Origin of the sequence: Microbulbifer elongatus (assembly GCF_021165935.1) — a bacterium.
Lineage (GTDB): Bacteria > Pseudomonadota > Gammaproteobacteria > Pseudomonadales > Cellvibrionaceae > Microbulbifer > Microbulbifer elongatus.
Map to the genome: position 1 here is coordinate 3,330,447 of NZ_CP088953.1, position 26,523 is coordinate 3,356,969.

At 59.2% G+C, this 26,523-nt stretch carries 28 protein-coding genes; 11 read left to right on the plus strand and 17 right to left on the minus strand.

What is annotated here, in order from left to right; translation table 11 throughout:
- Positions 1 to 8 precede the first annotated feature (8 nt).
- From LRR79_RS13795 to LRR79_RS13810, 4 genes are all read left to right on the plus strand, one after another.
- Positions 9 to 230 (plus strand): DUF1653 domain-containing protein, encoded by a 222-nt coding sequence (locus LRR79_RS13795; protein WP_231757765.1) that lies wholly within the window; start codon positions 9 to 11, stop codon positions 228 to 230.
- Positions 231 to 270: 40 nt separating this feature from the next.
- A complete protein-coding gene (locus LRR79_RS13800; RefSeq protein WP_231757766.1) occupies positions 271 to 1,350 on the plus strand; it encodes a saccharopine dehydrogenase family protein in 1,080 nt (359 codons plus the stop codon).
- A 140-nt stretch (positions 1,351 to 1,490) separates the two neighbouring features.
- On the plus strand, positions 1,491 to 2,018 hold the full coding sequence (locus tag LRR79_RS13805) for a phosphatase PAP2 family protein (RefSeq protein ID WP_231757767.1): 528 nt from the start codon (positions 1,491 to 1,493) through the stop codon (positions 2,016 to 2,018).
- A 64-nt stretch (positions 2,019 to 2,082) separates the two neighbouring features.
- Complete coding sequence (locus LRR79_RS13810; protein WP_231757768.1) at positions 2,083 to 3,198, plus strand: MJ1255/VC2487 family glycosyltransferase; 1,116 nt, start codon at positions 2,083 to 2,085, stop codon at positions 3,196 to 3,198.
- A 55-nt stretch (positions 3,199 to 3,253) separates the two neighbouring features.
- On the opposite strand, the gene LRR79_RS13815 is transcribed toward LRR79_RS13810, so the two are convergent.
- The 13 genes from LRR79_RS13815 to LRR79_RS13875 form a co-directional block, all read right to left on the minus strand.
- Entirely contained in the window at positions 3,254 to 4,096 is an 843-nt protein-coding gene (locus tag LRR79_RS13815; RefSeq protein ID WP_231757769.1) for a polysaccharide deacetylase family protein, read from the minus strand.
- 32 nt (positions 4,097 to 4,128) lie between these two features.
- Positions 4,129 to 5,556 carry an ATP-binding protein gene (locus LRR79_RS13820; protein WP_231757770.1) on the minus strand — a complete coding sequence of 476 codons (1,428 nt, stop codon included), beginning with the start codon at positions 5,554 to 5,556 and terminating at the stop codon, positions 4,129 to 4,131.
- Positions 5,556 to 6,230, minus strand: coding sequence for a response regulator transcription factor (locus LRR79_RS13825; RefSeq protein WP_231757771.1), 675 nt, complete (start codon positions 6,228 to 6,230; stop codon positions 5,556 to 5,558). Before LRR79_RS13825 ends, LRR79_RS13820 begins: the two co-directional genes overlap by 1 nt.
- A 66-nt stretch (positions 6,231 to 6,296) precedes the next feature.
- On the minus strand, positions 6,297 to 6,629 hold the full coding sequence (locus LRR79_RS13830) for a PepSY domain-containing protein (protein WP_231757772.1): 333 nt from the start codon (positions 6,627 to 6,629) through the stop codon (positions 6,297 to 6,299).
- A 49-nt stretch (positions 6,630 to 6,678) separates the two neighbouring features.
- Positions 6,679 to 7,293, minus strand: a complete 615-nt coding sequence (locus LRR79_RS13835; RefSeq protein WP_231757773.1) for a glycine zipper 2TM domain-containing protein — start codon at positions 7,291 to 7,293, stop codon at positions 6,679 to 6,681.
- Between the two features lie 161 nt (positions 7,294 to 7,454).
- Positions 7,455 to 7,976: a DUF3106 domain-containing protein gene (locus tag LRR79_RS13840; protein ID WP_231757774.1), complete on the minus strand. Its 522-nt coding sequence runs from the start codon at positions 7,974 to 7,976 to the stop codon at positions 7,455 to 7,457.
- Positions 7,969 to 8,250 carry a hypothetical protein gene (locus LRR79_RS13845; protein WP_231757775.1) on the minus strand — a complete coding sequence of 94 codons (282 nt, stop codon included), beginning with the start codon at positions 8,248 to 8,250 and terminating at the stop codon, positions 7,969 to 7,971. The genes LRR79_RS13840 and LRR79_RS13845 overlap by 8 nt, the downstream gene beginning before the upstream one ends.
- A complete protein-coding gene (locus LRR79_RS13850) occupies positions 8,234 to 8,632 on the minus strand; it encodes a hypothetical protein (protein ID WP_231757776.1) in 399 nt (132 codons plus the stop codon). Before LRR79_RS13850 ends, LRR79_RS13845 begins: the two co-directional genes overlap by 17 nt.
- Positions 8,629 to 9,156 carry an RNA polymerase sigma factor gene (locus tag LRR79_RS13855; protein ID WP_231757777.1) on the minus strand — a complete coding sequence of 176 codons (528 nt, stop codon included), beginning with the start codon at positions 9,154 to 9,156 and terminating at the stop codon, positions 8,629 to 8,631. Before LRR79_RS13855 ends, LRR79_RS13850 begins: the two co-directional genes overlap by 4 nt.
- A gap of 107 nt (positions 9,157 to 9,263) precedes the next feature.
- On the minus strand, positions 9,264 to 9,707 hold the full coding sequence (locus tag LRR79_RS13860) for a hypothetical protein (RefSeq protein WP_231757778.1): 444 nt from the start codon (positions 9,705 to 9,707) through the stop codon (positions 9,264 to 9,266).
- Between the two features lie 108 nt (positions 9,708 to 9,815).
- The gene (locus tag LRR79_RS13865) at positions 9,816 to 11,195 is read right to left on the minus strand and encodes an L-cystine transporter (RefSeq protein ID WP_231757779.1); all 1,380 of its coding nucleotides are present in this window, start codon (positions 11,193 to 11,195) and stop codon (positions 9,816 to 9,818) included.
- A gap of 96 nt (positions 11,196 to 11,291) precedes the next feature.
- Positions 11,292 to 11,783 carry a TlpA family protein disulfide reductase gene (locus LRR79_RS13870; RefSeq protein ID WP_231757780.1) on the minus strand — a complete coding sequence of 164 codons (492 nt, stop codon included), beginning with the start codon at positions 11,781 to 11,783 and terminating at the stop codon, positions 11,292 to 11,294.
- Positions 11,740 to 13,134 (minus strand): YihY family inner membrane protein, encoded by a 1,395-nt coding sequence (locus LRR79_RS13875; protein ID WP_231757781.1) that lies wholly within the window; start codon positions 13,132 to 13,134, stop codon positions 11,740 to 11,742. Before LRR79_RS13875 ends, LRR79_RS13870 begins: the two co-directional genes overlap by 44 nt.
- A gap of 195 nt (positions 13,135 to 13,329) precedes the next feature.
- Here LRR79_RS13875 and arsC point away from each other — a divergent pair, with 195 nt between their 5' ends.
- The 7 genes from arsC to LRR79_RS13910 all read left to right on the plus strand — a co-directional run bounded on the left by arsC (position 13,330) and on the right by LRR79_RS13910 (position 20,993).
- Entirely contained in the window at positions 13,330 to 13,674 is a 345-nt protein-coding gene (arsC, locus tag LRR79_RS13880) for an arsenate reductase (glutaredoxin) (RefSeq protein WP_231757782.1), read from the plus strand.
- Between the two features lie 17 nt (positions 13,675 to 13,691).
- Positions 13,692 to 14,288 (plus strand): NAD(P)H:quinone oxidoreductase, encoded by a 597-nt coding sequence (wrbA, locus tag LRR79_RS13885; protein ID WP_231760035.1) that lies wholly within the window; start codon positions 13,692 to 13,694, stop codon positions 14,286 to 14,288.
- Positions 14,281 to 14,691, plus strand: coding sequence for a DUF2069 domain-containing protein (locus tag LRR79_RS13890; protein ID WP_231757783.1), 411 nt, complete (start codon positions 14,281 to 14,283; stop codon positions 14,689 to 14,691). Before wrbA ends, LRR79_RS13890 begins: the two co-directional genes overlap by 8 nt.
- A 231-nt stretch (positions 14,692 to 14,922) precedes the next feature.
- Positions 14,923 to 16,791 (plus strand): signal peptide peptidase SppA, encoded by a 1,869-nt coding sequence (sppA, locus tag LRR79_RS13895; protein ID WP_231757784.1) that lies wholly within the window; start codon positions 14,923 to 14,925, stop codon positions 16,789 to 16,791.
- A gap of 312 nt (positions 16,792 to 17,103) precedes the next feature.
- Positions 17,104 to 17,952, plus strand: coding sequence for an HAD-IIB family hydrolase (locus tag LRR79_RS13900; RefSeq protein ID WP_231757785.1), 849 nt, complete (start codon positions 17,104 to 17,106; stop codon positions 17,950 to 17,952).
- 15 nt (positions 17,953 to 17,967) lie between these two features.
- Complete coding sequence (locus tag LRR79_RS13905) at positions 17,968 to 19,191, plus strand: glycosyltransferase family protein (RefSeq protein WP_231757786.1); 1,224 nt, start codon at positions 17,968 to 17,970, stop codon at positions 19,189 to 19,191.
- A 29-nt stretch (positions 19,192 to 19,220) separates the two neighbouring features.
- Positions 19,221 to 20,993, plus strand: coding sequence for an alpha-amylase family glycosyl hydrolase (locus LRR79_RS13910; protein ID WP_407665210.1), 1,773 nt, complete (start codon positions 19,221 to 19,223; stop codon positions 20,991 to 20,993).
- A 45-nt stretch (positions 20,994 to 21,038) separates the two neighbouring features.
- Here LRR79_RS13910 and LRR79_RS13915 read toward each other — a convergent pair whose 3' ends face one another.
- The 4 genes from LRR79_RS13915 to LRR79_RS13930 form a co-directional block, all read right to left on the minus strand.
- Positions 21,039 to 22,025 (minus strand): HPP family protein, encoded by a 987-nt coding sequence (locus tag LRR79_RS13915; protein ID WP_231757788.1) that lies wholly within the window; start codon positions 22,023 to 22,025, stop codon positions 21,039 to 21,041.
- A gap of 51 nt (positions 22,026 to 22,076) precedes the next feature.
- Entirely contained in the window at positions 22,077 to 23,321 is a 1,245-nt protein-coding gene (locus LRR79_RS13920; protein WP_231757789.1) for an MFS transporter, read from the minus strand.
- A gap of 138 nt (positions 23,322 to 23,459) precedes the next feature.
- Positions 23,460 to 25,511 (minus strand): transglutaminase TgpA family protein, encoded by a 2,052-nt coding sequence (locus LRR79_RS13925; protein ID WP_231757790.1) that lies wholly within the window; start codon positions 25,509 to 25,511, stop codon positions 23,460 to 23,462.
- Positions 25,508 to 26,518: a DUF58 domain-containing protein gene (locus LRR79_RS13930; RefSeq protein WP_231757791.1), complete on the minus strand. Its 1,011-nt coding sequence runs from the start codon at positions 26,516 to 26,518 to the stop codon at positions 25,508 to 25,510. Before LRR79_RS13930 ends, LRR79_RS13925 begins: the two co-directional genes overlap by 4 nt.
- Between the last annotated feature and the right edge of the window lie 5 nt (positions 26,519 to 26,523).

The following is a 26,523-nucleotide window of genomic DNA, read 5'->3' on the forward strand; positions in this document are numbered from 1 at the left end:
TGAGTTCTATGCAAGCCCCACAAAAAGGTATCTACCGACATTACAAAGGCAACCTGTATCACCTGATGGAAATTGCAACCCACAGTGAAAACGGGGAACCACTGGCGATTTATCGCGCGCTGTATGGTGAGTTCGGGGTGTGGGCACGCCCGCTTGCCATGTTTACGGAAACCGTCGAGAAAGACGGTGAGACGATCGCGCGCTTCGCGCTGGAACGCCCCCTCGACTGATACCGGGCTTCGCCCCAGAAAAAGACGATAAGGACACTCGGTGAACAACTCGGTTAACAAAAAGCAAATCCTGATCTACGGCGCCTACGGCTATACCGGCGAGCTGATTGCCCGCAAAGCGGTGGCCAAGGGGCTGAAGCCCATTCTGTCCGGGCGCAGTGCCGCCAAACTGCAGCCGCTGGCCAATGAGCTCGGTCTGCCTGCCATCGCCGTTTCTCTGGACGATGACGATGCGCTGGCACGTACCCTCAGGGATGTGGCCGCCGTCATCAATTGTGCGGGGCCATTTTCAGCCACTGCGGAACCGATGATCCGCGCGTGTATTGCCAGCGGCACCCACTATCAGGACATCACCGGGGAAATGGCGGTGTACCAGTTGGCCCACAGCCTGGATGCGGAAGCCCGCGCTGCCGGCGTGGTGCTGTGCCCGGGTACCGGATTTGATGTGATCCCCACGGACTGCCTGGCGGCAGCGCTGCACAGGGAGATGTACAGTGCCACACACCTCACTCTGGGGTTCGACTCCGATTCCGGCCTCAGCCCCGGTACCGCCAAAACCTCCATCGAAAGCCTCGGCGTTGGTGGCGCGGTACGTCGCAACGGCAAGATCGAAGTGACACCTCATGCGGAACTGACCCGCAAGATCAATTTCGGCCGCGGCGAAAAGTTCGCCGTCGCCATTCCCTGGGGTGACGTGGCCACCGCCTACTATTCCACCGAGATCCCCAATATCGAGGTGTACATCCCCATGAGCCCGCGCCGGGCGAAAAAAATGCAGAAGCTGAACGCCTTGCGCTGGCTGCTGCGTATGAAATGGGTACAGAACTGGCTTAAAGGCAAAGTGGACGACAAGGTCCGCGGCCCCAGTGAAAACCAGCGCGCGGAACAGCAGACCTGGGTGTGGGGCGAGGTACGCAACGATCGCCGGGGCGAGCGCCGGGTAGGCCGGGTGGTCACCGCCAACGGCTACGATGTGACCGTGCACGGCTCCCTGGCGGTGGTGGAATTTCTGCTGGACTATCAGGGGGAAGGAGGATACTTCACACCGTCAAAACTATGCGGTCACGAGCTGGTGGAAAAGCTGCCCGGCTCCGGGGTGATCAAAATCGGCATCGACTGAACAGATCACCGCGACGCCAGCGGCAATTCAGGTGGCTTCTCGCGCCGCCGGTTCCATAAACCCCGGAGAAAAAGGCAGATTTCACAGACCTGACATATTTTGTTCAAGTCTGCGCAACATAGGCTTCGTACTTTTACCGTATGCGAAGCTTACCTATCACACTGAAAACCGTCGATGTGTCGCTGGTGCTGCGAATGGCAGAACGGGCGGCACGGCCGGCATCCCGCAGAAACTACCTGCTGCTGTCCCGCTCGGCCGACGGCTGGCTCTACCTGCTGTCGCCACTGGTGGTGGCAGCCATGAGCCTGAGTACCGCCCTGCAGTTTTTTACGGTGTGCGGGGCGGCCTTCGCCATTGAGCGCTCCCTGTACTGGACCATTAAAAATACCACCCGCCGCAACCGACCTCCGGAATCCATTCCGGGGCTGCGCTCCATTGTCGTCGCCAACGACCGCTTCAGCCTGCCCTCGGGCCACACCTCCGGCGCCTTCCTGTTTGTCACCATGCTTGCCCAGTGTCTCAATCCGCTGTGGGCGCTTGGTTACTTCTGGGCAGCCGGTGTAGGCACCTCTCGTGTGGGCCTCGGCGTGCACTTCCCCACCGATGTCTTTGCCGGGGCACTGCTTGGCACCTGTGTGGGCTTCGCGGTCAGCGGCGTGCTGCTATAACTGTTGCGCAGCAACGACCTGCTCCAGAAATTGATAACCCTCGCATTCCTCCCGGAGAAGCAACTTGAAAATTTTGTACGGTGTTCAAGGTACCGGTAACGGACATATTTCCCGCGCCCGCGCCATGGCGGAAGCTTTTCAGCAATTTCCCGATCTGGAAGTGCAGTGGCTCTTCTCCGGTCGCCCACCGGAAAAGCTGTTTGCCATGGAGGCCTTTGGTGACTACTGGTGGCGCGAAGGCCTGACCTTCGTACACAAAGAAGGCAAGATCGACAAACTGGCGACCGCCCGACAACTGGATCTGGGCAAACTGCTGAACGATATTCGTGAACTGCCGGTAAATGATTTTGACCTGGTCATCAGCGACTTCGAGCCGGTGACAGCGTGGGCAGCGAAAAAGCGCAAATGCGCAAGCCTCGGGCTGGGTCACCAGTACGCGTTCAACTTCAGTATTCCCACCCCGGCGTTTGGCTGGGTGGCGCGCAGTATCATGAAAGCCTTTGCGCCGGTTCCGGTAAGCCTGGGGATGCACTGGTACCATTTTGGTCACCCGATCCTGCCACCTATCGCCCACGCCCACGAAGAGCCGACGCCGACCGAGCAGGAACATATTCTGGTGTACCTGCCGTTTGAGCACCCTACTCCTCTGCTGCGGCATCTGGCGCAGCTGCCGCAGCAGTTTATTGTGTACGGCCTGCCCACCGATCTGCCCAAGGCAGAAAATATCACCCTGAAAGCCCCGTCCGTAGAGGGGTTCCGCCACGATGTGGCGACCGCCCGTGCGGTTATCTGCAACAGTGGTTTCGAGTTGATCGCCGAGACCCTGACGCTGGGAAAACCCATCCTGACCCGCCCGCTCAAGGGCCAGTTCGAACAGGAGGCCAACGGCATGGCCCTGAAAGAATTGCAGCTGGCCAAGGTGGTCGAGCACATCGATGCGCTGACCATCGGCCGCTGGTTGGAAGAGCACCCGAAGGGGGTGCGTATTGCGTGGCCCAATGTGGCACATGCTATTGTGCAGTGGATTGCCGACGGCCGCAGCGAGTCGCCCCAGGCACTGGCAGACAAATTATGGCAGGGCGTGGTCCCGGGTCAGCGTCGCGCGCAGAGCGCCGATGCGAGCACCACTCTGGAAACAACCGAAGAAATCGAAGGTGCCAAGGGCAGCGAGAGTTCCTGAACTCACTCGCTATCGCTCGAACCGGTGTGCGCCACCCGGGCGCACACCGCCTTTATCACAGATTCAGTCGCTGCTGCTCCTTCTTCAGGTGTGCCACCGCCTCGCGCATGGTGGCCACCCAGTAGCGATCCGGGTGTGCCGCCAGGTGCGCCAGCAGTGCCTGGTGATCGTCTTCGGATACGGTGATGTAATCCCCCCCTACCCCGTGAAACATAAAGCCGACCAGGCTGTTATTTTCCCGCGCTGCTTCTACCACGGCGATCAACTCATCGGCACTTTTTTCCGCGCCATCGAACGAGGCGACCCGGTAAAAGTCCTTGTCGTCCAGTCGATGCTGACCATCGGCGGAATACAGCCGCGCGGCGGGGACCAGTTTTTTCAGTTCCGGGATCACATCCTGTCCGCCGGCCAGCATATCGCCGCAGGGATAGGCGAACGTTCGTTGCTGCTCGCCATCGATCGCTTCGAGCATACTGTTGGTAGCCTGCACTTCATCGATAAACTGCTCCAGAGTGTACTTGTCCAGATCCTGCCAGGGCTTTACCCAGCTGCGGTTGGCGACAGATTTGCGGCAGGGGTGGTACAGCATGTGGTTACCGAGCTCGTGGCCAGACTGTGCGGCACGGCGCCACTCGTGCAGGCGCATACGGATTGACGGCCGCGCACCACTCAGATAGAAGGTACCGGGCAGCCGGTACTCATTCAGCTGGGGAATGGCGACATCCAGATGGGAGTCCAGTGCATCGTCATAGGTCAGCACCACCGCGACTTCCGCACCACCGGGCCAGGGCGACGGGGCCGCTACCGATACTGGTGATGCAGCCATGGCACTGGCCATCATCCCCAACAGCGCGGATTTCAGTCCGCGAGACACCCCCGAGAAGGATTGAAAAAACATAACAACTCCCTTTGCTTTCTGTTTGTATTGTTTTACAGCTGGACGCGCAGGGTAAGTCCCCCGAGATCCGCGTCTCCGCATAAGGCATCATCGCGCTGGGCCTCTGGCACTACCCCAATGGACCCGTGATAACTCTCCACAATATCCACCACCACCGCAAGTCCGATGCCCTGTCCCTGCTGTTGCTGATCGGCGCGCACACCGCGCTGAATTACCTGCTGCCATTGATCTTCGGAAAGACCGGGACCGTTATCCGCCACGACAATTTCCAGCCCCCGGCGATCTTCCGTATTGCAGATACTCACCAGTAACCTGCCGCCGCCATACTTGTAACCGTTGTCCAGAAGGTTGCCGAGCAGCTCCATCAGATCCCCTTCATCGCCATAAAAGAGTACCGATTCGTCGCACAGTAATTCCGCGTCGATACTTTTGTGACGGTAGGCCTTGTCCAGGGCCGTGAGAATTTTTTCCACCAGCGGTTGCACGGGCACGCCGCGTAGAATCGATTTGGGTGACGAGGTTACCGCCCGCTTTAGCTGATAACTGATGATGCTATCCATCCGCTCCACTTGCTCGGCCAGCGCCTTGTGCGCAGCCAGGGGATCCGCGGCCACATCCATGCCCTTCAATACCGCCAGAGGTGTCTTCAGACTGTGGGCAAGATCGCCCAGAGTATGCCGTGTTTTTTCCCGCTGGCGACGCTCATTTTCAATCAGCAGATTCAGGTTGTCGGTCAGGGGAACCAGCTCCTGGGGGAATCGGCCCTGCAGGGAATCCGCACCGCCGTGCTGCATGTTTTTGAGGGCACGGGTCAGGCCCCGCAACGGCGCCAGCCCCCACTGCAGTACCAGCAACTGCACCGCGATCAGTGCCAGTGAACCAACCCCGAGCCAACGCCACAGGGTGGTATTGAACTGCCTGACCTGAGCGTAGAGCGGGGCAGCGTCCTCCAGTACTACAAAGGTAAACTGGAGCTCATTGTCCAGCCCCCAGGCGATACCCTGGCGAAAGCTGGTATAGGGCTGATTCAGATCCGGCATCTGCACTTCCGCAAACACCTGCTGCCCCTGGCGCAGGGGCAGCGGGAGAGGAAGGGCAGAAAAGTTGGGCAGGCTGAGTGCTGAGGGAGAGCGCCAGATGACCCGGCCGCGCGCATCCATGACCGCGCCGATGAGGCCGGAGTCCGGCTGATTGAACCGGGGTTCCGGCAGGCTCAGGGGTAGTTGCAGGGTATCGCCGTCGGGTTCCGCCACGGCCAGCAGCGTGTACACGTGCAACTGCAGTTCCCGCGCTTTGGCTTCATCCAGCGAGGTGCGGAAAGCCCGCTCCAGCACCCCGGAGAAAACCGCGAGGAATACCAGTAACACCAGTGTGGCCATCAGAGAAAGACGGCCTGAAAGGGAGTGTACCCAGCGGAACAGCACCTGCCTCAGGCGGTGCAGCCGCGTCCACCATGCCATCAGTCCGCCGGACTAAATCGGTAGCCCCGCCCGCGCAGGGTTTCGATCGGTTTGACCCCGCCGGCGGCATCCAGTTTTTTACGCAGGCGACCGATAAACACTTCGATCACGTTGCTGTCGCGATCGCAATCCTGCTCGTAAATGTGCTCGGTGAGCGTGGTTTTCGACACCACTTCGTCCGGGTGCAACATCAGATATTCCAGCACCTTGTATTCGAACGAAGTCAGCTCCAACTCACTACCGGACACCTTTACCCGCTGGGCACTGGTATCCAGTTCGATGGGGCCCGCATTGATGGTGGGTGAGGAAAATCCCGCAGAGCGACGCACCAGCGCATTGAGCCGGGCCAGCAGCTCTTCGGTATGGAAGGGCTTGGTGAGATAGTCGTCACCACCGGCTTCGAGCCCGCGCACCCGCTCCTGCCAATGGCCGCGGGCGGTGAGGATCAGAATGGGAAAATGCCGGGATTCCTTGCGCAGGGTCTCGATCACCTGAATGCCATCCACCTTGGGTAGGCCCAGATCCATCACCGCTACGTCGTAGGGAAACTCTCGCCCGAGATACAGGGCTTCTTCGCCGTCCGGGGCTTCGTCCACGGTGTATCCCCCCTTGCGCAGGGAGGCCGCCAACTGTTCACGCAGGGCGTGCTCATCTTCCACCAGCAGTGCGCGCATGATCTTTCCTCAATCCGTTCTGTTCAGCCGTTGTCCGACGGTGCTCAGCAGTCCGTTAACGCTCTGTTAACGAAAGATGCGTCCACTCTGTTTATCGACGAACACCACATAAACCTGACTCTGATCAGACAGCCCCTTCACCCGGTAGGCGGCCCTGCCTTTGCGCTGGACTTCGCTGATCGCCAGAATCTTGCCACCAAACTGTCGCTTTACGATTGCGGCGGCTTCGTTTTTGGAGATGCCTTTATTCTGCACCCGGAAACTGGCCAGGGGCTGCATAGGCAGTGTGTGCACGCTGGCAATCCTCGGGGCAGGCGCATCCGCCTGATACCGCGCGGATGCGGAAACCGGTGCGGCAACCAGAATGGCTACCCACAGACAAACCAATGCGACTTTCACTGCTCTGCTCCTGTCAATTCCACTGCGCCGCTGCGACAACACTAATTGTTCACAATACCGGCGTGACGTCTACGCGAACCCGAATTCTATCGCCAGGATGGTGGTCAGTGCGAATCAGATATTCCTGGCCGTTGTACCGGTAGTTCACGTCATAGCCAATCAGCTCCCGCCGGGTGCTCACCTCTTCCACCACCTGACAGCGCTGCTCGGTACCGTAGTGTACCGGCGCCTGGCTGCGACTGATGGCGTTGCCAATCAAGGCACCCACCGCAGCCCCCGCGACCATACCCGCGCCCTTGTTGGCACGGTGGTGACGGCGGTGGTGGTGACGCCCATAATGGCGATAGCCCCGGTGTTTATGTCCCTTGACCGCATTGCGGCCCACCGCTGCACCGACCAGACCGCCAATAATGGCGCCGGCGGGTGAAGGCTGCTGATAGGTGACGGTCTGATCCCAGCATTGCGTTCGGGGTTCTACCACGCGGATGTCATTGTAGATGGGGGTTACCGCGGTGACGGTGGCGTAGTGGTAGCCGTCCGGACCAGCATGCTGGCCCTCATAGTAGCCACTCTCACCGGCGCTGGCAGAGACGCTCACACCCACCAGCACGGCGGTGAGGCCGGCAAAAGCCAGTTGTTGAAACCAATTGTTTGCTGTCGCCATGTTCAGTACTCCCTGAGACCCGGACGCCGACACCCTCCCGTGACCCTATTCGGTGTTTGGTCACTACCGGATGCCCTGTTGAGGCCACAAACTGGCCGATGGGAGCACTTTACGGGGCACTGGCTGAATCAAAACTGAACTCTGGCGAGAAACAACCGAGGCTACTGCGACGACTCCAGGCGCTGGCGGCGACGCTCCCGAAAGCGCTGGCGCTCTTCCGGGGTCAGGTTCTGCCAGCGTTCCCGCAAACGTCGCTGGCGCTCCGGGGACAGCTGTCGAAAGCGCTGTCGGGCCTCGCGGATTCTTTGGCGCTGCTCCGGCGGCAGGGCCTGGAAACGCTGGTAGGCTTTACGCAGTCTGTCGCGCTGCTCCGGGGTTAGCCGCTGCCACTTGCCAAACTCCCGGCGCGCCCGCTGACGCTGCTCCGGGGTCATGGAAGACCAGCGCTCCACCCCTCGGCGCAGGCGCGCCTGCTGCTCTGGGGTAAAGCCATCCCAACGGTCTTCAAATCGCTGTAGCAACGTTCGCTCGCGCTCACTCAATTGCTGCCAGGCAACCGGCTCCGCCCAGACCAGGCTTCCGGCCAACACCAGTATCAACGCGAACACCAACCGCCCCCCAAAGCCGCGCCCGCCTTTCTGGTGTGCGGCCGGTACTGTATTTCCCATTGTGGCGTTACTCATCTGGCTCACCTTGATCACTCTGCGCTTGCAGCTCCTTATCCGCTTCTGGCTGGGGTTGCGTCTCTGTAGAAATAGCCCCATCGGCCCAGTCTTCCTCCAGATCACTGGGAGGTATGAATTCACCGGTGTCATCGGTCCAGTCCGAGAGGAACAGTAGAAAATCTTCATCCAGCGACTCACTGGCAAACGCCGCGGGAAACGCCAGCAGTGCCCCCGCCAGCAGCAGGCGGGTCAGCGGACACCGGGCAAGACAGGTGTCAGGAGGAATGCCCATCCAGCGCCTCCTCAGCCAGCCACTGGTAAAACTCAACGTCCTCGATCATTTCCAGCTCCGCGTCTTCTTCCAGAAGCCATGCATCTGCCAGCAGCGCCACTTCCGCACTCTGCGAAACCTCACCCCGCCCCACCAGCAGTGCCACCACAACCGTGGCAGCCACACCGGCCACACCGACGGGTAACCAGCGACCGGCCGCGCTACCAGCGTTGGCGGCCTCTTCCAGTGCCGCGGAGCGCGCGCGACGCAGACGTGATCGAGTCTCGCCATCGAGGGCTTCGTCGCGCTGTGCCATCGCTTTCCGGGCGCCGGCAACAATCTTCTGCTGCTCGCGCAGGCGCCGGTCTTTCGGATCTTCTGTCTGACCTCGCGGGAATTTCATCGCACCTCCTCCAGCTGCGTACGCAGGGCGACCAGCGCCCGGGAAAGATGGGTTTTCACACTACCGGCACTGCAGGACATGGCGCTGGCGGTCTCGGCGATATCGAAACCTTCCACACAGCGCAGCAGAAACGCCTGTTGCTGACGGGGCGGCAAGCGGCAGACCGCCGCTTCAATCGCGTCCAGAGTGTACCGGGAAATAACCCCCTGCTCCGGTTGGGGCCCGGTGGTGTCTTCCAGACTACCCGGATCAAAATCATCGTCTTCGTCGCCACCGCCGGCAAATTTTTCCCGCAGCAGCTGCCAGCGGGATACCGTTTTATGGCGGCGATGCCAGTCGGTAATACGGTTATTGAGAATGGTAAAAAACAGCGGACGCCACTGCGCCCGGGGCTTGTGCCGGTATCGACGCACCAGCGCAAACATGGCGTCCTGCACGATATCCAACGCATCTTCGCGGTTCCCCACTGCCATCGCGGCCATGGAATAAGCGCGCTTTTCTACTGACGCAAGAAATTGTTCCATGCTGTGAGGGAGCCCTTTTCAGGGAGGGTTCTTGTTATCAATGGCGCGAGCGGTAAGCGCGACGCAGCGCCGGTTTCACCACGCCGCCCTGACTGAAGCGGTTACTTTTATACGCGCTGGCCGCGGCGGTCCAACCGCCGGTCAATATTCTGCCCCTTCCGATCCAGGCGACGATCAACCCGGTCGCCTTTGCGATCCAGGCGCCTGTCGACCTGATCTCCTTTGCGATCGAGGTGGCGATCAATCCGGTCGCCCTTGTTATCGAGGTGGGTAGCCCGCCTGTCGTTACCGTTGGCTTCGGCACGCTGTGCCGCCCGATCGAGACGGCTATCGATGCGGTCGCCCTTTTTATCGAGCCGGTTGTCGATCCGATTGCCCTTTTTATCCAGGCGATTGTCGACACGATCCCCCTGTCGATCCAGGCGGTTCTCAATGCGATCGCCCTTGTTATCCAGGTGTTTTGACCGCTCCTCGCCACTATCGGCAAGGGCGGTAACGGAAAGCAGCATGGCGGCCGTAAAAAGAAACGTCGATTTCTTGAGCATTTTCATAGGTGGTTTCCCTGTTATTTTCCCCGTGACGGGGGTGAGAACGACTCTGTTCTCCTATCAAAACGTCCGGGTACCTGAATGGTTGACACACCGATGAAAAAATTTGGATTACACCGCTTCCCTGCCTTCACCACCCTCGGCGCCATCACCGCTACCATCCCCCAACCAGCGCTGGGTCAGCGTACCGGCGGTCATGGCCCCGTTCACATTCAGCGCGGTGCGCGCCATATCAATCAGCGGCTCCACAGAGATCAGCAACGCGGCAATCTGCACCGGCAATCCCATGGTGGGCAGCACCACGAGGGCGGCAAAAGTCGCTCCACCGCCGACACCGGCGATTCCGAAAGAGCTGATCACGATCACGGCGATCAGAGACGTCAGCCACACAGGATCAAACACGTCGATTCCCAGCGGCACCGCCACCATGACCGCGAGCATGGCCGGGTAAATTCCCGCACATCCATTCTGACCAATGGTCGCACCGAAGGACGCGGAAAAGTTGGCAATGGCCGGGGAGTTTTTCAGCTCGTCAATCTGGGTTTCCACATTCAGGGGGATGGTGGCGGCACTGGAGCGTGAGCTGAATGCAAACACCAGTACCGGCCACACCTTGGCAAAGTAAAACAGTGGACTGATACCGTTCACCAGTAACAGCAGCGCGTGCACCACAAACATCAGCGCGATGGCCACAAACGACGCCAGTACAAAATTGAACAGGTTGAAGATATCCGTCCAGCTGGACTTGGCCACCAGAACCGTCACCAGCGCCATTACCCCGTATGGGGTAAATGCCATAATCAAACGCACCAGCTTCATGACCCAGGCCTGCGCCACGGAAACAAAATGCTCGATGGCCGCGCCCTGCTCACGGTTCTCTCTGCGCACCGCCAGTGCCGCCAGCCCCAACAGCACCGAAAAAATCACCACGGCAATGACCGAGGTATCTCGCTGGCCCGCGAGATCGGCAAAAATATTACGCGGAATGAACGACGTGAGAATCTGCGGAATACTGAGGTCGCTGACACGGCCCATGCGCTCATTGAGCACTTCCACTCGCGCCGCTTCGCGCGCGCCCTCTACCAGACCCTCTGCGGACAGACCAAACAGGTGCGCGATCACCACCCCGATCAAGGCGGCGACCGCCGTGGTGCCCAGCAACACCGCCAGCACCGATACGCTGATCTTGCCCAGTGAGCGGGTATTACTGACTTTGACCACTGCCGCCAGAATGGAGATCAACACCAGTGGCATCACCAGCAGGTGCAGCAGATTGACATAGCCATCGCCGAGCAGACCGACCCAGTCCAGTACCCAGGGCACATTCACACCCCAGCCTTCCGCCAGGTGCATCAGGCCACCCAGTAACACCCCCAGCAGCAGGCCGGCGAACACCGCCGGTGCCAACGAATGTCGGCTGCGGTGCCAGCGCGCCAATGGCCAAACAAGGAACAGATAAAACGCCAGCAGTAGAAATGCACTCAATTGCATCGAATTTGAGTCCCGGTTTGCGTGATTAAGGTTAAAAAATTGCGCTCATCCTAACAGCTGGCGCAGTTTTCCCTTAAAGACACTTTGGTTATAGCACTAGAGCGCTAAATAAGGACGGATGGCTTCCTGCAGTGAGGCGGCGGTTTGGGGCCCGACCAGGGTGCGCTGCCACTGACCATTGCGATCGATAATAAACGTGGATGGCAGTACCTGTGGCACCGCCTGACCCCAGCGGCCTTCGGGGGCGGCACCAAGCAGAGGGAAGGCAATGCCAAACCGGTCCGCCTGGCGCTGCACCTCCGCGGCGGGCGGCTGATCGAAGTTGATTCCCAGCACAAGCACCTGCTCCCCATGCTCGCGATAAAAGTCGTTGAGCTCGGGGATTTCTTCCCGGCAGGGCGCGCACCACTCCGCCCAGTAATTCACCAACACCACTTTGCCGCGGGTCTCCAACCGCTCACCATTCAACGCGGTAAGTCCGCGATCCCCGGCTCCGCAGCCGCTGATCGCCAGGGCAATCAGCATCAGTAGTGGTGCTAACGGATCAAGATTTCGCGGTCTTGCCAGAGGACTTGCTGCTGCGCGCATTGCGGTTGCCTCCCTTGCTTACGGATTTACTGCCTGTGGACGTGCTGTCCGCCACCGGTTCACCGGAGGCTTGTCCACTCCCCGGCAGTCGGGCCGGCTCCAGACTGCCGGTGTCCACGGTTTTTTCCAGCATTTCTTTGGACATGGATTCGCGGAACAGGTCGCCGAGGCTTTGTGACAAATGTTCACGGGAGAACTCCCGCGCCTCGCGGAAACGGGCTTCCACTTCGCGGTACCAGGGGCGCATCTGCAGTTCGCGGTGGCCGCTTTCTGGCACCGGTGCCGGGTGCAACCAGTCCAGCATCTGCTGCAGGGTAACCGCGTCGAGATCCCTCACCAGTACGTAATCGTTGCGATCCGTCTGCCCGATGACCTTGTTGCTCTGCAGGATTTCCCGGATACGTCGCCACTGGGCCGGGCGAATCCCCGCGCGGGAAATATCCTGATCACTGATGGTCTGTCCTTTCTGGTACTTACTGAAAAAACCCCATAGGATAGAGAGTGTCGCCACCAGGTCGGAATAATTGCGTCCCTGTGCGGCAGCGTGATACGCGGACAGCGTCCGCACCAGCACGCACCCGGCCAGCACGATCATCCACATCAGGTATACCCAGAGGAGAAACACCGGCACAAAAGCAAAGGCCCCGTAAATCGCGCGCACCGAGCTACCGGCGACGTATGCACCAAACAGATACTTGGCGGCCTCGAACGCAAGGGCGGTAATCACTCCACCGGTAAACCCGTGTTTCAGGGGAACCCGACAATTGGGGACCGCCACAAACAACAAGGTGAATGCGATTGCGGTAAAAATAAACGGCAGTACACGCAACACCACCGGCAACAATCCGAGGCTATCGTTCTGGGCCAGAACTTTTTGCGAGAAAAGGTAGGTGGTTGCCGCCATACCGGCACCGAGCAGAATGGGACCAAGACTCAGGATCGCCCAGTACAGCAGAAAACTGGAAACACCCTTGCGCCCCCGGGGAATATCCCAGATAGAGTTAAAGGTATTCTCGATGTTTTTCAGCATGAAGCCCGCGGTCAATAGCAGAATCGCGATACCCAGGCCGGTCAGGCGCTGCGCCTGAGTCGAAAAGCTATTGATGTATTCCTGTACCTCGCGCCCACTCTCCGGCACGAAATGCGAAAAAATCTGATGCTGAATTTTGCTCTCAAGCCCGGCAAAATCCGGAAACAGTGACAGCATGGCGTAGCTCACCGTCACCAGCGGCACCAGCGCGAAGAGCGTCATATAGGTGAGAGCCGCGGCATTCTGCCGGCAGTTCTTCTCGTTGAATACCGTCCACAGGGAAGTAAAAAAGCGACGCCAGCGATGCACCATTTCAGTCATGGGTCTTCTCAGTTTGTTATAGATCTTGCGATATAGAGGCCAGGACGCCATTTTCCGGTGAATCTGGCAGATAAATCCGTATATTTTGTCTAAAAAGTACGCCATACCTCAGCGTAGTCCAGGATTCAGACAGGCTCATGGACGACCAACAGTCACCTGTTAGAATACGCCAAACCTTAACAGGATACGCTTTCGATGTGGACGATCTACCATAACCCCCGCTGCTCAAAATCTCGCCAGACCCTGCAACTGCTGCAGGAAAACAATATCGAACCGGAAATTGTGCTCTACCTGGAAACCCCGCCGGATGCCAAAGCCCTGAAAGAGATCCTTGGCAAGCTCGGTGTTTCCCCGCGGGATCTGCTGCGCAAAGGGGAAGACGCCTACAAGGAGCTCAACCTCAAGGACACGGCCCACAGCGACGCTGCACTGATCGACGCCATGGTAAACCACCCCAAACTGATCGAACGCCCCATCGTCATCAATGGTGATAAAGCCGTACTCGGCCGCCCGCCGGAAAATGTGCTGGAGCTGATCTAGTGGCCTCTGTAACTACCGTGCCCTATATTCTTGTGCTTTATTACAGCCGCAACGGCGCCACTGCCAGAATGGCCGCCGAACTCGCCCGCGGTGTAGAAGAAACCGGGATCGAGGCGCGCCTGCGCACCGTACCCGCGGTTTCCCCCAACACCGAAGCCAGCGAACCACCGGTACCCGACAGCGGCGCCCCCTTCTGCACCCCCGAGGATCTGCGCAACTGCGCCGGTCTCCTGCTGGGCAGCCCCACCCGCTTCGGCAACATGGCCTCCCCCCTGCGCTACTTCCTGGATCAGACCAGTGACATGTGGCTCGACGGCAGCCTCAGTGGCAAGCCCGCCGGCGTATTTACCTCCACCGGCAGCCTCCACGGCGGCCAGGAAACCACCCTGCTCTCCATGATGCTGCCGCTGATACACCACGGCATGATCATCGCCGGCATCCCGTACTCCGAAGGCGCCCTCATGCATACCACCACCGGCGGCACCCCCTACGGCGCCTCCCACTGGGCCGGTGGCAACGAAGGCGAACTCAGCCAGGACGAAACCACCCTGTGCCGCGCCCTCGGCAACCGCATCGCCACCCTCGCCCAAAAACTGGAAGACGACCGTGGCTAGACAGAAAAAACAACGCAAACCTATCGACCCCACCAGCCTCACCCGCAAACTGGACGTCGCACGAAAACTCAACTGGATCTGCTACGGCGGCCTGCTGCTACTGTTCGTCGTATGGAATCTGTTCCTCGACGGCTCCCTCAAGTGGTGGATACTGCAAACCGTTCCCCTGCTGCTGGTATTGCCGGGCCTGCTCAAACAGCACCAACGGGCCTACTTGTGGCTATGTTTTATCCTGCTGCTCTACATCACCGCCGGTATCGTCGACGTAATGATGCCTACACGCGGCTGGCAGCATGGCGCGCTAACCGCTTTGAGCCTTATTCTGTTTGTTTCTGCAATGATGACCAGCCGCTGGCAGGTGCAGTTACAAAATGCAAAAGCCAGCGAAAGCACCAACGCTTAGTTACTTATTTAATCGCACTCAAAGTCAGGGCGAAGGCGCTGATACCGGGTACATCCTTGTGAGACCTTCCGCGAGAGGGACCTCGTGGAAGAGCCCCCATGGATGGGTTCACGGCGTGTCTCACAAGGATGTACCCGGTAGCAGTGCCGCCCCGAAATTACTTAAGTACTCTATTTAAATGGGCCTAGCGAGAAAGAAGCCCAAAAGACCGATCAACAAGGAGTTTCAGGTTTGACCGAATCAACACGACGTCGCGGCCCTATCCGTCGCTTTTTTGGCGCCATTGGTGGAGCCATTACCTGGCTGCGCCGGGTGTTTACCAACATCCTCTTCCTGCTCATCCTCCTGTTTATCGGAGCCGCCATCTTCGGCGGTGAAGAACGTATCACCGTACCCCAGGGCGGCGCCCTCAAAGTCGCCCCCGGTGGCTTCCTCGTCGACGAAGTCAGCCAACCCAGCGGCGTCCCCAGCTTTCTCGGCGGCCCCGCCACACCACCGGAAACCCGCGTCAAAGATCTCGTCGACGCCATCGACCACGCCGCCAGCGACAACCGCATCAGCGCCCTCGTGCTCGAACTCGACCACCTCGCCGGCGCCAGCCTCAGCAAGCTCGAAGAAGTCGGCGAAGCCGTGCAGCGCTTCAAAGCCAGCGAAAAACCGGTCTATGCCATCGGCGACAACTACACCCAGGGCCAGTACTTCCTCGCCAGCCACGCCGACAAGGTCTACATGAACCCCATGGGCTCCCTGCTGCTCACCGGCTTTGGCAGCTACCGCAATTACTACAAAAGCGCCCTGGATAAACTGAAAATCAACTTCCACGTCTTCCGCGTCGGGGATTACAAAGACTTTATCGAACCCTACACCCGCGACGACATGTCCCCCGCCTCCCGGGAAAACAACGCCCGCTGGCTACACCAGCTGTGGAGCGAATACACCGAACAGGTCACCGGCCTGCGCAACCTGCCGCCCAATGCCATCGACAACTACATTGCCAACCTGCCCCAGAACCTGCGCGCCGAAGGCGGCAGCTGGGCCCAGGCCGCACTGGCGAATAAATTCGTCGACAAACTGCTCACGCGCCGCGCCGCCATCGAAGAGCTCCAGGAAATTGTCGGCGTCGCCGAGGGAGATAAATTCCAGTACAGCGCCATCCACGCACAGGATTATCTACGCCAGATGAAACTGGCCAACCTCCCGGACCCGCGCCTGCAAAAAGACAAAATCGGCCTGATCAGTGCCGCCGGCGCCATCATTGACGGCGAAGCACCAGCCGGACAGATTGGCAGCGCCACGCTGACCAAACTGATTGCCGAGGCGCGAGAGAAAAACGTAAAGGCGCTGGTGCTGCGAATCGACAGCCCCGGCGGTTCCGCCTTCGCTTCCGAAGCCATCCGCCAGGAACTCCTCGCCACCCGCGAGGCCGGTATTCCCGTGGTGATTTCCATGGGCAGTGTCGCCGCCTCCGGTGGTTACTGGATCTCCGCCGGTGGCGATCGCATCTGGGCCTCCCCCTCCACCATTACCGGCTCTATCGGTGTATTCGGCGCCTTTCCCACCTTCGAGGACTCCCTGGAGCACCTCGGCATCTACAACGATGGCGTAGGCACCACCGAACTCGCCGGTACCATGCGCCTCGACCGCGCCCTGCCGGAAGCCGCCGCGGACATCCTGCAACAGGGCGTGGAACACACCTACGCGCAGTTCCTGCAGCTGGTGGCGGAAGCCCGCAACAGCACTCCCGAGGAAATCCACCAAATCGCCCAGGGTCAGGTCTGGACCGGCCGTGCCGCCCACGAGCTGGGCCTGGTGGACGAACTCGGCAACCTCAACGACGCCATTGCCGACGCCGCACAGCTGGCCGAACTGGAAAAATACGAAGTGCTGGAAATCCAGCGCGAGCTGACACCAGGTGAGAAAGTGATGCGCGCCCTGGCAGAAAATGTGGATGCACAGATTTCCGCCGGTGTGGAGCGCAACCTGCCTCTGGGCGCCTGGCTGAACAGTATTCAGCCAGCCGTTCAGCCGCTGGCGGAACTGAAAACCTTCAAAGACCCTCGCGCACTCTACGCACGCTGCCTCGCCTGCACCGCTCCCTGACTACCGTCTCAGGCCTCACCGAGCAATTGGTGAGGCCTTTCCCTCTCGTTAAACGACTCTATCCTCATCACGATTCAGCCCCATAGCCCCATATTGGGGCAAACAGAAAATTTGCTTACCGGGTGCTCACCAATTCGATGCAGATATCGCGCCGCGGTAGCTCTGTGAACCGGAACTAGAAGTTTTTCCCGCCAATACACTGCGCTGAAGCGGTGCAACACCTCAAATTTCTGTGACTGGCACTATTTTTGGATTACCTGAATAGAGCGCGCGTTTTTACGTGCCGACAATAAGCCAGAAAAATGGAATCGAATGACCACAATAGCGAGCCTGAAAACCCAGTGGCTGATTGCCAGCGATCTTGACGGCACCCTGCTGGACCACTTCAGCTACTCCCATCAACCTGCCGACGCCACATTGCAGCAACTGGAAGCCGTCGGTATTCCGGTCATCCTCAATAGCAGCAAAACCCGCGACGAAATGTTGACTCTGCGGGATACCCTGCAAAATCGCCACCCGTTCATCGCGGAAAACGGCTCGGCCATTTTTATTCCACAAGATTATTTCCCCCAAAAGCCCGAACTTGCCCATGAAGAAGACGGGTACTGGGTCCTCGAACCCGGTGCCTCGCGCCGGCGCATTGTGGCGTTTCTACAGCAGGATGGGGAGAGCCACGGTGCGCCCTATCTGAATTTTTCCGCCGCCAGCAACGGGGAGATTGTCGCCGCCACGGGGCTCAGTGCCAGCCAGGCCGAGCAGGCCAACCAGCGCCGCTACTCTGAGCCCCTGTTGTGGCGCGGCACGGAACAGGAGAAGGCAGCGTTTACCGCACGGGCAAATGCCGCTGGATTTGCCACGCTCCAGGGTGGCCGCTTCCTGCATGTGCTGGGGCAGACCGATAAGGGCGAAGCCACGCGACTGTTGAAGAAGATCTACCAGCAGCACAGCGACCAGCCCTGCAAACTGATCGCCAGCGGCGATGGTCCCAACGACCTGGACATGCTAAAGATCGCGGACGTCGCCATTATTGTGCGCTCGCCCACTCATGCGCCCCCCGAACTCCCCCACCACCCGCAACAGATTACTACCGGAGAAACGGGGCCCCAGGGCTGGGCATCGGCAATCCAGGAAATTCTCAATCGCGAATTACACACATCGTAAAACAGGAAGCAAACCGTGACCGATTTTTTTCAGAATGGTGACATCACGACCCTGCACAACCTTTCCAACCGCAGCCTGGAAGACATGGAAGCGGACCTGATTCGTTTTTCCAAGCACCGCCCCATGTCCCTGCTCCTTCCGTCCCTGTATTCAGAGCTGGAGGGCGAGGCACTGCCGAAGATTCTCGAAATCCTGGCGGAAGTACCCTACCTCTCAGAAATCGTGATCGGCCTGGACCGCGCCAATGAGGATCAATACCGGGACGCGCTGAAGCAGTTCAAGGTTCTGCCGCAGCATGTCCGGGTTCTATGGAACGATGGCCCACGCCTGCGGGAGCTGGATGCACAGCTGCAGCGGGATGGTCTGGCACCAAAAGATGCCGGCAAAGGCCGCAATGTGTGGTACTGCCTGGGTTATATCCTTGCTTCCCGCCGCGGTGAAGCCATCGCCCTGCACGACTGCGATATCGTGACCTATGACCGTATGATGCTGGCGCGCCTGTTTTACCCGGTAGCAAACCCTCAGTTCAACTACGAGTTTTGCAAAGGCTATTACTCGCGGGTAGCCAATGGAAAAATCAACGGCCGTGTGTGTCGCCTTCTGGTCACACCACTGATCCGCACCCTGAAAAAAATCTACGGCCACACCAAATACCTGGAGTATATGGACAGCTTCCGCTACTCCCTCGCCGGAGAATTCTCCTTCCGCCGCGACGTGGTAAACGATCTGCGCATCCCCAGCGACTGGGGCCTGGAGATCGGCGTACTGTCGGAAATGTACCGCAACTATTCCACCAACCGGCTGTGTCAGGTGGATATTGCACACTGTTACGACCACAAGCACCAGGACGTCTCGTTTGACGACGAGCATTGCGGACTGTCGAAAATGTCTATCGATATCGCCAAATCGTTTTTCCGCAAGCTGGCAACCCAGGGCACGGTGTTTTCCTCCGAAACCTTCCGCAGTATCAAGGCCACCTACTTCCGCATCGCACTGGACTTTGTGGAAACCTACCGCAACGATGCCCTGATCAATGGCCTCAATTTCGATATTCACAAAGAGGAACAGACGGTTGAGCTATTTGCCAGCAATCTGGTAAAAGCCGGCCAGGCCTTTCTGGACAATCCCATGGAGACACCGTTTATTCCGAGCTGGAACCGTATCACCAGTGCCGAGCCGGGATTTCTGAAGCAGCTGAAGCAGGCCGTGGAAGCGGACTACGAAGAATACAACGCATAACTACAATGACTTGAACGACCAGAATTGCTATGCAACGGGGGGACACAGTGAATCAACCAACCGCAAACTTGCCCATTCAGGAAGTTTTATATCAGAAGGTGGTAGATCACCTGGCATTCATCTATCCGGAACTGGAAATCGAGCCCATCGCTCAGGACCTGATTCGCACCATGCGTCTGGACGAAGACTGCCAGAGTCCTCTCGCCCATAAAAATCTATGGGACCAGACCGATATCGCCGTCATCACTTACGGTAACAGTATCCTCAGTGACGATCAGCCGCCACTGAAGACGCTGCATCACTTCCTGCAGACGCATTTCCCGATGCTGATCAATACCGTGCATATACTGCCGTTCTTTCCCTACTCCAGCGACGATGGGTTTGCGGTTTCCGCCTATAAGCAGGTGGACCCAACCCTGGGGGACTGGAGTGATATTCTACGCATCAGCACCGACTTCCACCTGATGGCCGACCTGGTGATCAACCACTGCTCGGCACAGCACGAGTGGTTCCTGAACTATCAACAGGGCGAGGACCCGGGCAGCGATTTCTTTGTCGAGGCTGATCCCAAAGAAGATCTGAGTAAAGTGGTGCGGCCGCGGGTCACGCCGCTATTGCGTGCCACCAGTACACCTCGGGGCACCCGTCACGTGTGGTGTACTTTCGGCCACGACCAGGTTGACCTGAACTTTGCCAACCCCAAAGTCCTGGCAAAGATCGTAGACATTATTCGCATGTACCTGGATATGGGTGTGCGCGTGTTCCGCCTGGATGCGGTCGCGTTTATCTGGAAAAAGCTCGGCACCAACTGTCTGAACCTCGCCGAAACCCACGAAATCGTTCGCTTGTTGCGTACCCTGATCGAACACGCGAATCCCAACGCGGTGATCATTACCGAAACCAATATCCCCAATCAGGAAAATCTTTCGTACTTCGGCAATGCCAACGAAGCCCACTGCATCTACAACTTCTCCCTGCCGCCACTACTGGTCAACACTCTGGTGACCGGCAACTGCCGCTACCTGAAAAACTGGCTCATGAGTATGCCGCCGGCTCAAAACGGCACCACCTACTTCAACTTTATCGCGTCCCACGACGGGATCGGCCTGCGGCCTGTGGAGGGGTTACTCGATGACAGTGAGCAGGAAGCGCTGATTCAGACCATGGAGAATTTCGGGGGGCAGATTTCCTGGCGCGCACTGGATGACGGAAGTAACAAGCCCTATGAAATCAACATCTCCCTGTTTGATGCGCTGAAAGGAACCACCGCGGGGGAGGACCAGTGGCAGCTTGAACGCTTTATCTGCGCCCACGCCATCATGCTGGCACTGGAGGGCATTCCGGCGTTTTACCTGCACAGCCTGGTGGGTACCACCAACGACTACGAACGCATGAAAAAGCACGGCCACAACCGCGCCATCAACCGTCGGCAGTGGCAGGAGCAGGCGTTGAACGAGCATCTGGCAAACCCCGATACTCACCATCACAGGGTGTTTCACAACCTGCGCCGACTGATCAAATTACGCCGTGAGCAACCGGCATTCCACCCCAACGCCACCCAGTTTACCCTGCACCTCGGGGATCAGGTATTCGCGTTCTGGCGGCAGAGTCTGGATCGCCGGCAGAGTATTTTCTGTCTGAACAATATTTCCGATCAGCCCCATACCATTCACCTGAATGCCATCAATCTGATCGGCACCGATCAGTGGAAAGATCTGATCAGTGATGCAATCTTCGACGATATGCTGGCAACAGTGACGCTGGATCCGTATCAGACCCTGTGGATCAGCAACCGCTGGTAGCGCCGCTCCCAGAGCGGGAAGCCACAGTACAGACATGGGCACCGGTCAGTTCGGGTGCTCGTCGTCGACACTTTCCCGGGACTTTACCCAGTGTCCACCCTGCAGCTGGACCTCGAAGCGCGCCCACTGGCGGAACTCTTCGCGCAGGCAGATTCCCGTATCGTAGGCGCCGTCCCCGGCCAGCACTTTGTAGATGATGCGATCTTTGGTGGGCGGCGGTTCCCGCGATTCGTCCACCACCTGCCGAATACTCCAGAGCTTGCCCAGTTTACCGTTGCTGTAGCAACGCCCCGCCACGATTTCATCGGGGTGTACCACATTGCGCTCAGCATGCTGTTTGGCCAGTTCCAGCAGCTCGGTGAGTCCTTCTGCGGTGATATCCACAAAAGAGTCCTGCTCCTGAATCGCCGCGGCAAAGTCTTCCTGGGTAATTTCCGTTTCCCGGGTTTCCGGCTCCGCACTCGCGACCATCTTGCGACGGCGCCCGAGGTGTACCGGGTAGCGTCGCCAGTGAAACAGGCTGTTAAAGGCGATCGCTACAGCGAGAATCACCAGGACATTGGTCAAAATAGGTACCAGCAGAAAATCAAATCCCAGCTGATACACTGCCTCCCCACCGGTCACCGCTGTCAGCGCGGTGGCGCCGCCAGGCGGGTGAATACAGCGCAGGTAATACATCGCGGCCACTGCAATACCCACCGCCGTGGCCGCCGCGAGCAGTTCGGGGCCAATCCAACGCTGGCAGAGCACCCCGACCAGTGCCGATACCAGGTGCCCTCCCAGGAGAGCCCAGGGCTGAGACAGGGCACCGTGCGGCACGGCAAACAGCAGCACCGCACTGGCCCCCATGGACGCGATAATAAAATAACTGGTGGAGATATCGATTACACCGGCAGACAGCGCCTGTTGTGTCGCCCACAAAACACCGAGAATCGCCAGCGCAGCCCCCAGAGCAGAAATGAGTTTTTCGCGGTGGCTGGTATTGTTTTTCTCAATACCCAGATAGGCACGCAGCTCGCTGATCAAACGCAAAGTAACCCCCCGTTGGTAAAATGGCGCGATGAAATCTGTCGACGATTGGCGTTATGAGTTTTCCTGTGTCCGCACATTCAGCTGACGCAGTGCGCCACTCGCCCAGACCAATAGAAAGGCAAGCAGACTGAAGATCCCGGCCCACCACAAAGTGGTCAGGGGCGCGGTAAATTCACTGATGACACCGGCGGCTAGCGCACCGATGGCGGCGGAGCCGAACAGGGAAAACTGATAGATGGAAATAATGCGGCTGCGCACCTGTTCCGGTGCGAGTATTTGAACGATGGATTTTCCTAGCGCCGCGGACGCCGCGGCAACCGCTCCCCAGCAGGCGCACAACAGCATCAGGCCGAATGCGGTGGGGCCAAAACTGATCGCAATCAATAACGCCGCGCTGTATAGCAGACACATGAGCACACCGCGCCCCGGCTGATCCCCCTGCCCCCGGCGCAACATCACAATCGTGGCCACCACGGTTCCCACCACAAATGCGATCTGTAACGACGCGTAGTAGCTGGCACCGCGACCATAGCTTTCCGCCATGAGTGGCAGTACCACCAGAAACACCCCGATATGTACCAGTCCGTTGAACCCCACCAGTAATATCAGCTCGAAGATCGCACGGCTTCTCGCCACTTCCACAAATCCCTCCAGAAGCGCAGAGGGTAATTTGTTTGCCCGTATTTCACTGGGTGAGGTATGCCGGCGCAGACGAAAAAAGAAAAGCGCTGCGCAGCAGAGCACCGCCACCTGAATCAGCAGCAGGGGTTCAGCGCCCCAGTGATCGAAACGACTGGCCAACAGCATCCCCATTGCCTGACCACCGTATTGAGCGAGCATCATCCAGGTCACCAGATGTTGCACGTGACTCTCCTGCACCCGTGCACCACTGGCCGGTGTGCGGGCCCCACGCTGCACCAGGTTTTCCCGGGCCGGCTGCAGAAACGCGGTAAAAAAGCCGAGGCTCACCCCGTAGGCCAGTAACAGCGCCAGGCTGGGGATGGCATCCATCAGGTAGTACGCCAGAGCCCCATGGCACAGGGCCAGCCCCAGACATGACAGTGCCGCGACCCGCGCGGCATCAAAGCGGTCCGCCAGTGCGCCACCAAACAGAAGGAACACCAGATTGGGCAGTAGCACCGATGCCTGCACCCAGCTCAACTGGAGCGCCGGCAGTTCCACCAGTGACACCGCAATCCACGGCAACAGCACTACCTGCAGGCCGGTAGCCAGAGAGGTGCCGCTGAAGCCGAGCAGGAATGTGCGCAGTCGAGCCGCCAGTGCGGGAAAAGCCATTACAGAATCCGGAAAATCAGTCACTCACCGCAGTGGTCACTGGGCGTTACCAGTGGCGGCGAACATCGGGGCGCTATTGTCCCACATTTTTCCCTGACATTTTTACGCTAAACCTTCACGCCAAAGGCCCAGCACACCTTAGCGTAGGGATACCGGCGTGGGGGACGTGGTGCCCGGGCGCGGGGAAAGCCGCAACGGCCAGAAAGTACGCAGCAGACGGCGCAGCTGCTTTAACGCCTGTGCGTCATCGGCAAAAGCCGCTTTTTCATAGGCCAGCGTGATACGCAGAGCCATGGGTGCCAGGGGCGGCCACTCCCGCTCTATACGCCGCGCATAATCGACGGCTGCCTCACCGGGATTGCGTGGCAGGCCCGCACGTGCCATACGCCGACAGAAGCGAAGATACAGACGATCTGCCGGCGCCAATGCGGGGCCGCGTCCGGAAAAATTCAGCCACAACAGCAATACCGCCAGTGCCATGATCACCGGAGTTCCCAGAAAAATCGCTAACCGCAGTGGCGAGATTTCCCCCAGCAGCCGCCGCAACAGACCTTCCTGACGCTCGGCATCGAAACTCACCACGGTGCGATACCAGCGGTAATTGATCATGTCCCACTGCAAACGCAGACGTGTGACAAAAGCAATTTTGTGCAGGGGTAAAAGTGCATCCTGCATAAACTCGTCTGCGGCAGCACTCTGCAGGCCGTCGCGAATGCGCTGGGGCGCCACCGAGGTGGTTGGATCCACACGAACCCAACCCCGCTCCGGCAGCCAGATCTCCGCCCAGGCGTGGGCATCGTACTGACGCACCAGCAGGTATTCCTGCTGCTCCACCCATTCCCCGCCCTGATACCCGGCCACGACCCTCGCGGGTACGCCCGCGGCGCGCATGGTGAAAACATAACTGTTGGCAAAGTGCTCACAGAATCCCTGCTGTGTTTCAAACAGGAACTCATCCACAGTATCCGCACCCAGGGCCGGCGGTTGCAGCGTGTAAGTAAAGCTACGCGAGTACATGGCGAGCAATGCCTGGGAAATGGCTTCCGCATCCATCCCCTCGTTCCGTCGTGCCGTGGCCCAGGCCCGCGCCTCGGGGTTTCCGGACTTGGGCAGCTGCAGATGGCGACGCTGCTCAGCGGCACTCAACCCCGACTGCACCGGAACACTCTCCCGCGGCCAGGAGCGCACATCGTATGCGAGGCGACTGCCCACCGGGTTGCGGTAAATCAGGGTGTCTTCTGCGGTGGTGCGCACACCCGAGGTATCGGAATGGGGGGTTGCCAAGGCAAACAGCCAGGGATTGTGGCTGGCTTCCTGAATAACCTGATAGCGATAGCGTGGCCCTACCGCAGGCAGACTCTGCTCATCCTCGCGATGCAACCGGGAACGGCGACCGGCCCAGCGGTTGCCGGTGATCCCCGGCTCGCTCCAGCGGCGGCCGTCAAAGTGGGTATACACCAACCCCCGCCAGTAGCGCTGCTCCGGTGGCGGCACCGGGCCATCGAAGGAAATACGCAACGCGGGTTTGTCGGACTTGGATAGGCGACTGAAATCACCGGGACTCATGGAATCGCTGATTCCGGTGGAAGCCGCAGAGGTATTCTGCGGAACTGCCCATAGAGGCCCGAGTCGCGGCATCACCACAAACAGTACCAGCATCACTGGCACCGCCTGCGCGAGCAGCTTCGCTGACAGGCCAAAGGCCCGCCCGGCCCGCGCACTGCCACTACCCTGCTGGGCCACCAGCGCGGCGGTAACGACCAGCAGGCTGAACACGCCGTAGAGGGCATAGGGAATCGTCTGGTCAAATACGAACAGTGTGGCGACAAGGAAATAGGCCAGAGTGAGACTGAGCAGGGCATCCCGCCTGCTCAATAACTCGATGTTTTTCAGGGTAAATGACACCGCCAGCAATGCCACCATGGGCTCCAGGGCAAACCAGCGCCGATAGGTCATCGCCAGCCCCGCAACCGCCAGGCTGACCGCCACCAGCTTCACCACGCGCCCGGGTATTTCCCGCCGCCCGCGAAACACCTCAAGGCGCCAGTAAACCGCGATACCCCAGGCAAATACCAGCCAGATGGGCAGGTGCGTAAAGTGTGGCAACAGAACCACGAATTGGGCGGCGAACACCCACAACAGGCTCTCTCGGGGCAACAGGGTCTGCATCTGCCCGCTGTGAACGCTCACCCCATCACTCCTTTTACCGGAAAGAGTGCCAGTGCACTCAACACCTTGTGCCGGTGAGCACTCCCCAGTGCCGGTGCAAGTACCTGACCGGGAAGGCGTAATCCATAGGCAACCTGACTACGCTCTGCTTCCAGCACCCAGGCACACAGATTACTCAAACGGGTTTCGGGGTCGCGACCGGCGAGCAGATCCCAATCCAGCCACAGACGGGCATCGCTGCCGGAAGCGTATTCCTTGCTGTACAGGTCACGCCCACCGGCAAACTGCTTCCAGGCGACATGTCGCAAGGAATCCCCCGCCTGATAATTTTTCAGCCCGGCGAAATCATCACCGCTGACAGAAAAGCTTTTTTCCTGTTCTCCCTCGCCCACACTGGCGCCCCAGGGCAAAGGGCCCGGGGCTTTCGGTTGCGGATAGACGAGGAACTCCACATCCAGGTCTACCCAGCTCCAGCACTTGAACAGTCCCAGGGGAAAGCGACTCTCTACCCGAATGCGCGGTGCGCGAACCCTGCCCCGCCGTACCAGGGGCAGATCGAGCCGGACGTCGACAGGTTCCCCCGTGGTGATATCTACCAGCACCCCCTCTTCCGGCGGCCAGCTCAGGCGCACCCGTTCGTGGGTGCGCTTGCCAGTTCTTTCCAGAACGATTTTCGCCGTACCGAAATCCCCGGCAAACGCCGGGTCCACCTCCAGCAGGCGCAACCTGAGACCGGAGAGATTGGCAAAGGTGTGCACCGGTAGAATCACCACCAGCCCCACCAGCAGAAATGCTAGGGCGAGGACCAGGTTATTTTCGTAATTGGTGCCAAGCAGCCACAGCAGGAAAATCAGCAGCAGAAATCCCATGCCTGCGGCAGTGGGAAGCACAAACAGCTTGCGGTGATTGAGGGTGACACTGGCCGCCGCAGGCAGACGACGGTCCAGCCAGCGCAGCCAGCGTCGGTTCAGCGGGCTGGTGGTATCAGCGTGAAGGCCGCCGGTATCGGAGGAAACTTTTTCGAGCACGTGTG

Bases quoted from the DNA above. Each gene is read 5' to 3' on its own strand.
- LRR79_RS13795 (WP_231757765.1), top strand. From the start codon at position 9: ATGCAAGCCCCACAAAAAGGTATCTACCGACATTACAAAGGCAACCTG.
- LRR79_RS13805 (WP_231757767.1), top strand. From the start codon at position 1,491: ATGCGAAGCTTACCTATCACACTGAAAACCGTCGATGTGTCGCTGGTG.
- LRR79_RS13815 (WP_231757769.1), bottom strand. From the start codon at position 4,096: ATGTTTTTTCAATCCTTCTCGGGGGTGTCTCGCGGACTGAAATCCGCG.
- LRR79_RS13820 (WP_231757770.1), bottom strand. From the start codon at position 5,556: ATGGCATGGTGGACGCGGCTGCACCGCCTGAGGCAGGTGCTGTTCCGC.
- LRR79_RS13825 (WP_231757771.1), bottom strand. From the start codon at position 6,230: ATGCGCGCACTGCTGGTGGAAGATGAGCACGCCCTGCGTGAACAGTTG.
- LRR79_RS13835 (WP_231757773.1), bottom strand. From the start codon at position 7,293: ATGGCGACAGCAAACAATTGGTTTCAACAACTGGCTTTTGCCGGCCTC.
- LRR79_RS13840 (WP_231757774.1), bottom strand. From the start codon at position 7,976: ATGAGTAACGCCACAATGGGAAATACAGTACCGGCCGCACACCAGAAA.
- LRR79_RS13845 (WP_231757775.1), bottom strand. From the start codon at position 8,250: ATGGGCATTCCTCCTGACACCTGTCTTGCCCGGTGTCCGCTGACCCGC.
- LRR79_RS13850 (WP_231757776.1), bottom strand. From the start codon at position 8,632: ATGAAATTCCCGCGAGGTCAGACAGAAGATCCGAAAGACCGGCGCCTG.
- LRR79_RS13855 (WP_231757777.1), bottom strand. From the start codon at position 9,156: ATGGAACAATTTCTTGCGTCAGTAGAAAAGCGCGCTTATTCCATGGCC.
- LRR79_RS13860 (WP_231757778.1), bottom strand. From the start codon at position 9,707: ATGAAAATGCTCAAGAAATCGACGTTTCTTTTTACGGCCGCCATGCTG.
- LRR79_RS13865 (WP_231757779.1), bottom strand. From the start codon at position 11,195: ATGCAATTGAGTGCATTTCTACTGCTGGCGTTTTATCTGTTCCTTGTT.
- LRR79_RS13870 (WP_231757780.1), bottom strand. From the start codon at position 11,783: ATGCGCGCAGCAGCAAGTCCTCTGGCAAGACCGCGAAATCTTGATCCG.
- LRR79_RS13875 (WP_231757781.1), bottom strand. From the start codon at position 13,134: ATGACTGAAATGGTGCATCGCTGGCGTCGCTTTTTTACTTCCCTGTGG.
- arsC (WP_231757782.1), top strand. From the start codon at position 13,330: ATGTGGACGATCTACCATAACCCCCGCTGCTCAAAATCTCGCCAGACC.
- LRR79_RS13900 (WP_231757785.1), top strand. From the start codon at position 17,104: ATGACCACAATAGCGAGCCTGAAAACCCAGTGGCTGATTGCCAGCGAT.
- LRR79_RS13910 (WP_407665210.1), top strand. From the start codon at position 19,221: ATGCAACGGGGGGACACAGTGAATCAACCAACCGCAAACTTGCCCATT.
- LRR79_RS13920 (WP_231757789.1), bottom strand. From the start codon at position 23,321: ATGGCTTTTCCCGCACTGGCGGCTCGACTGCGCACATTCCTGCTCGGC.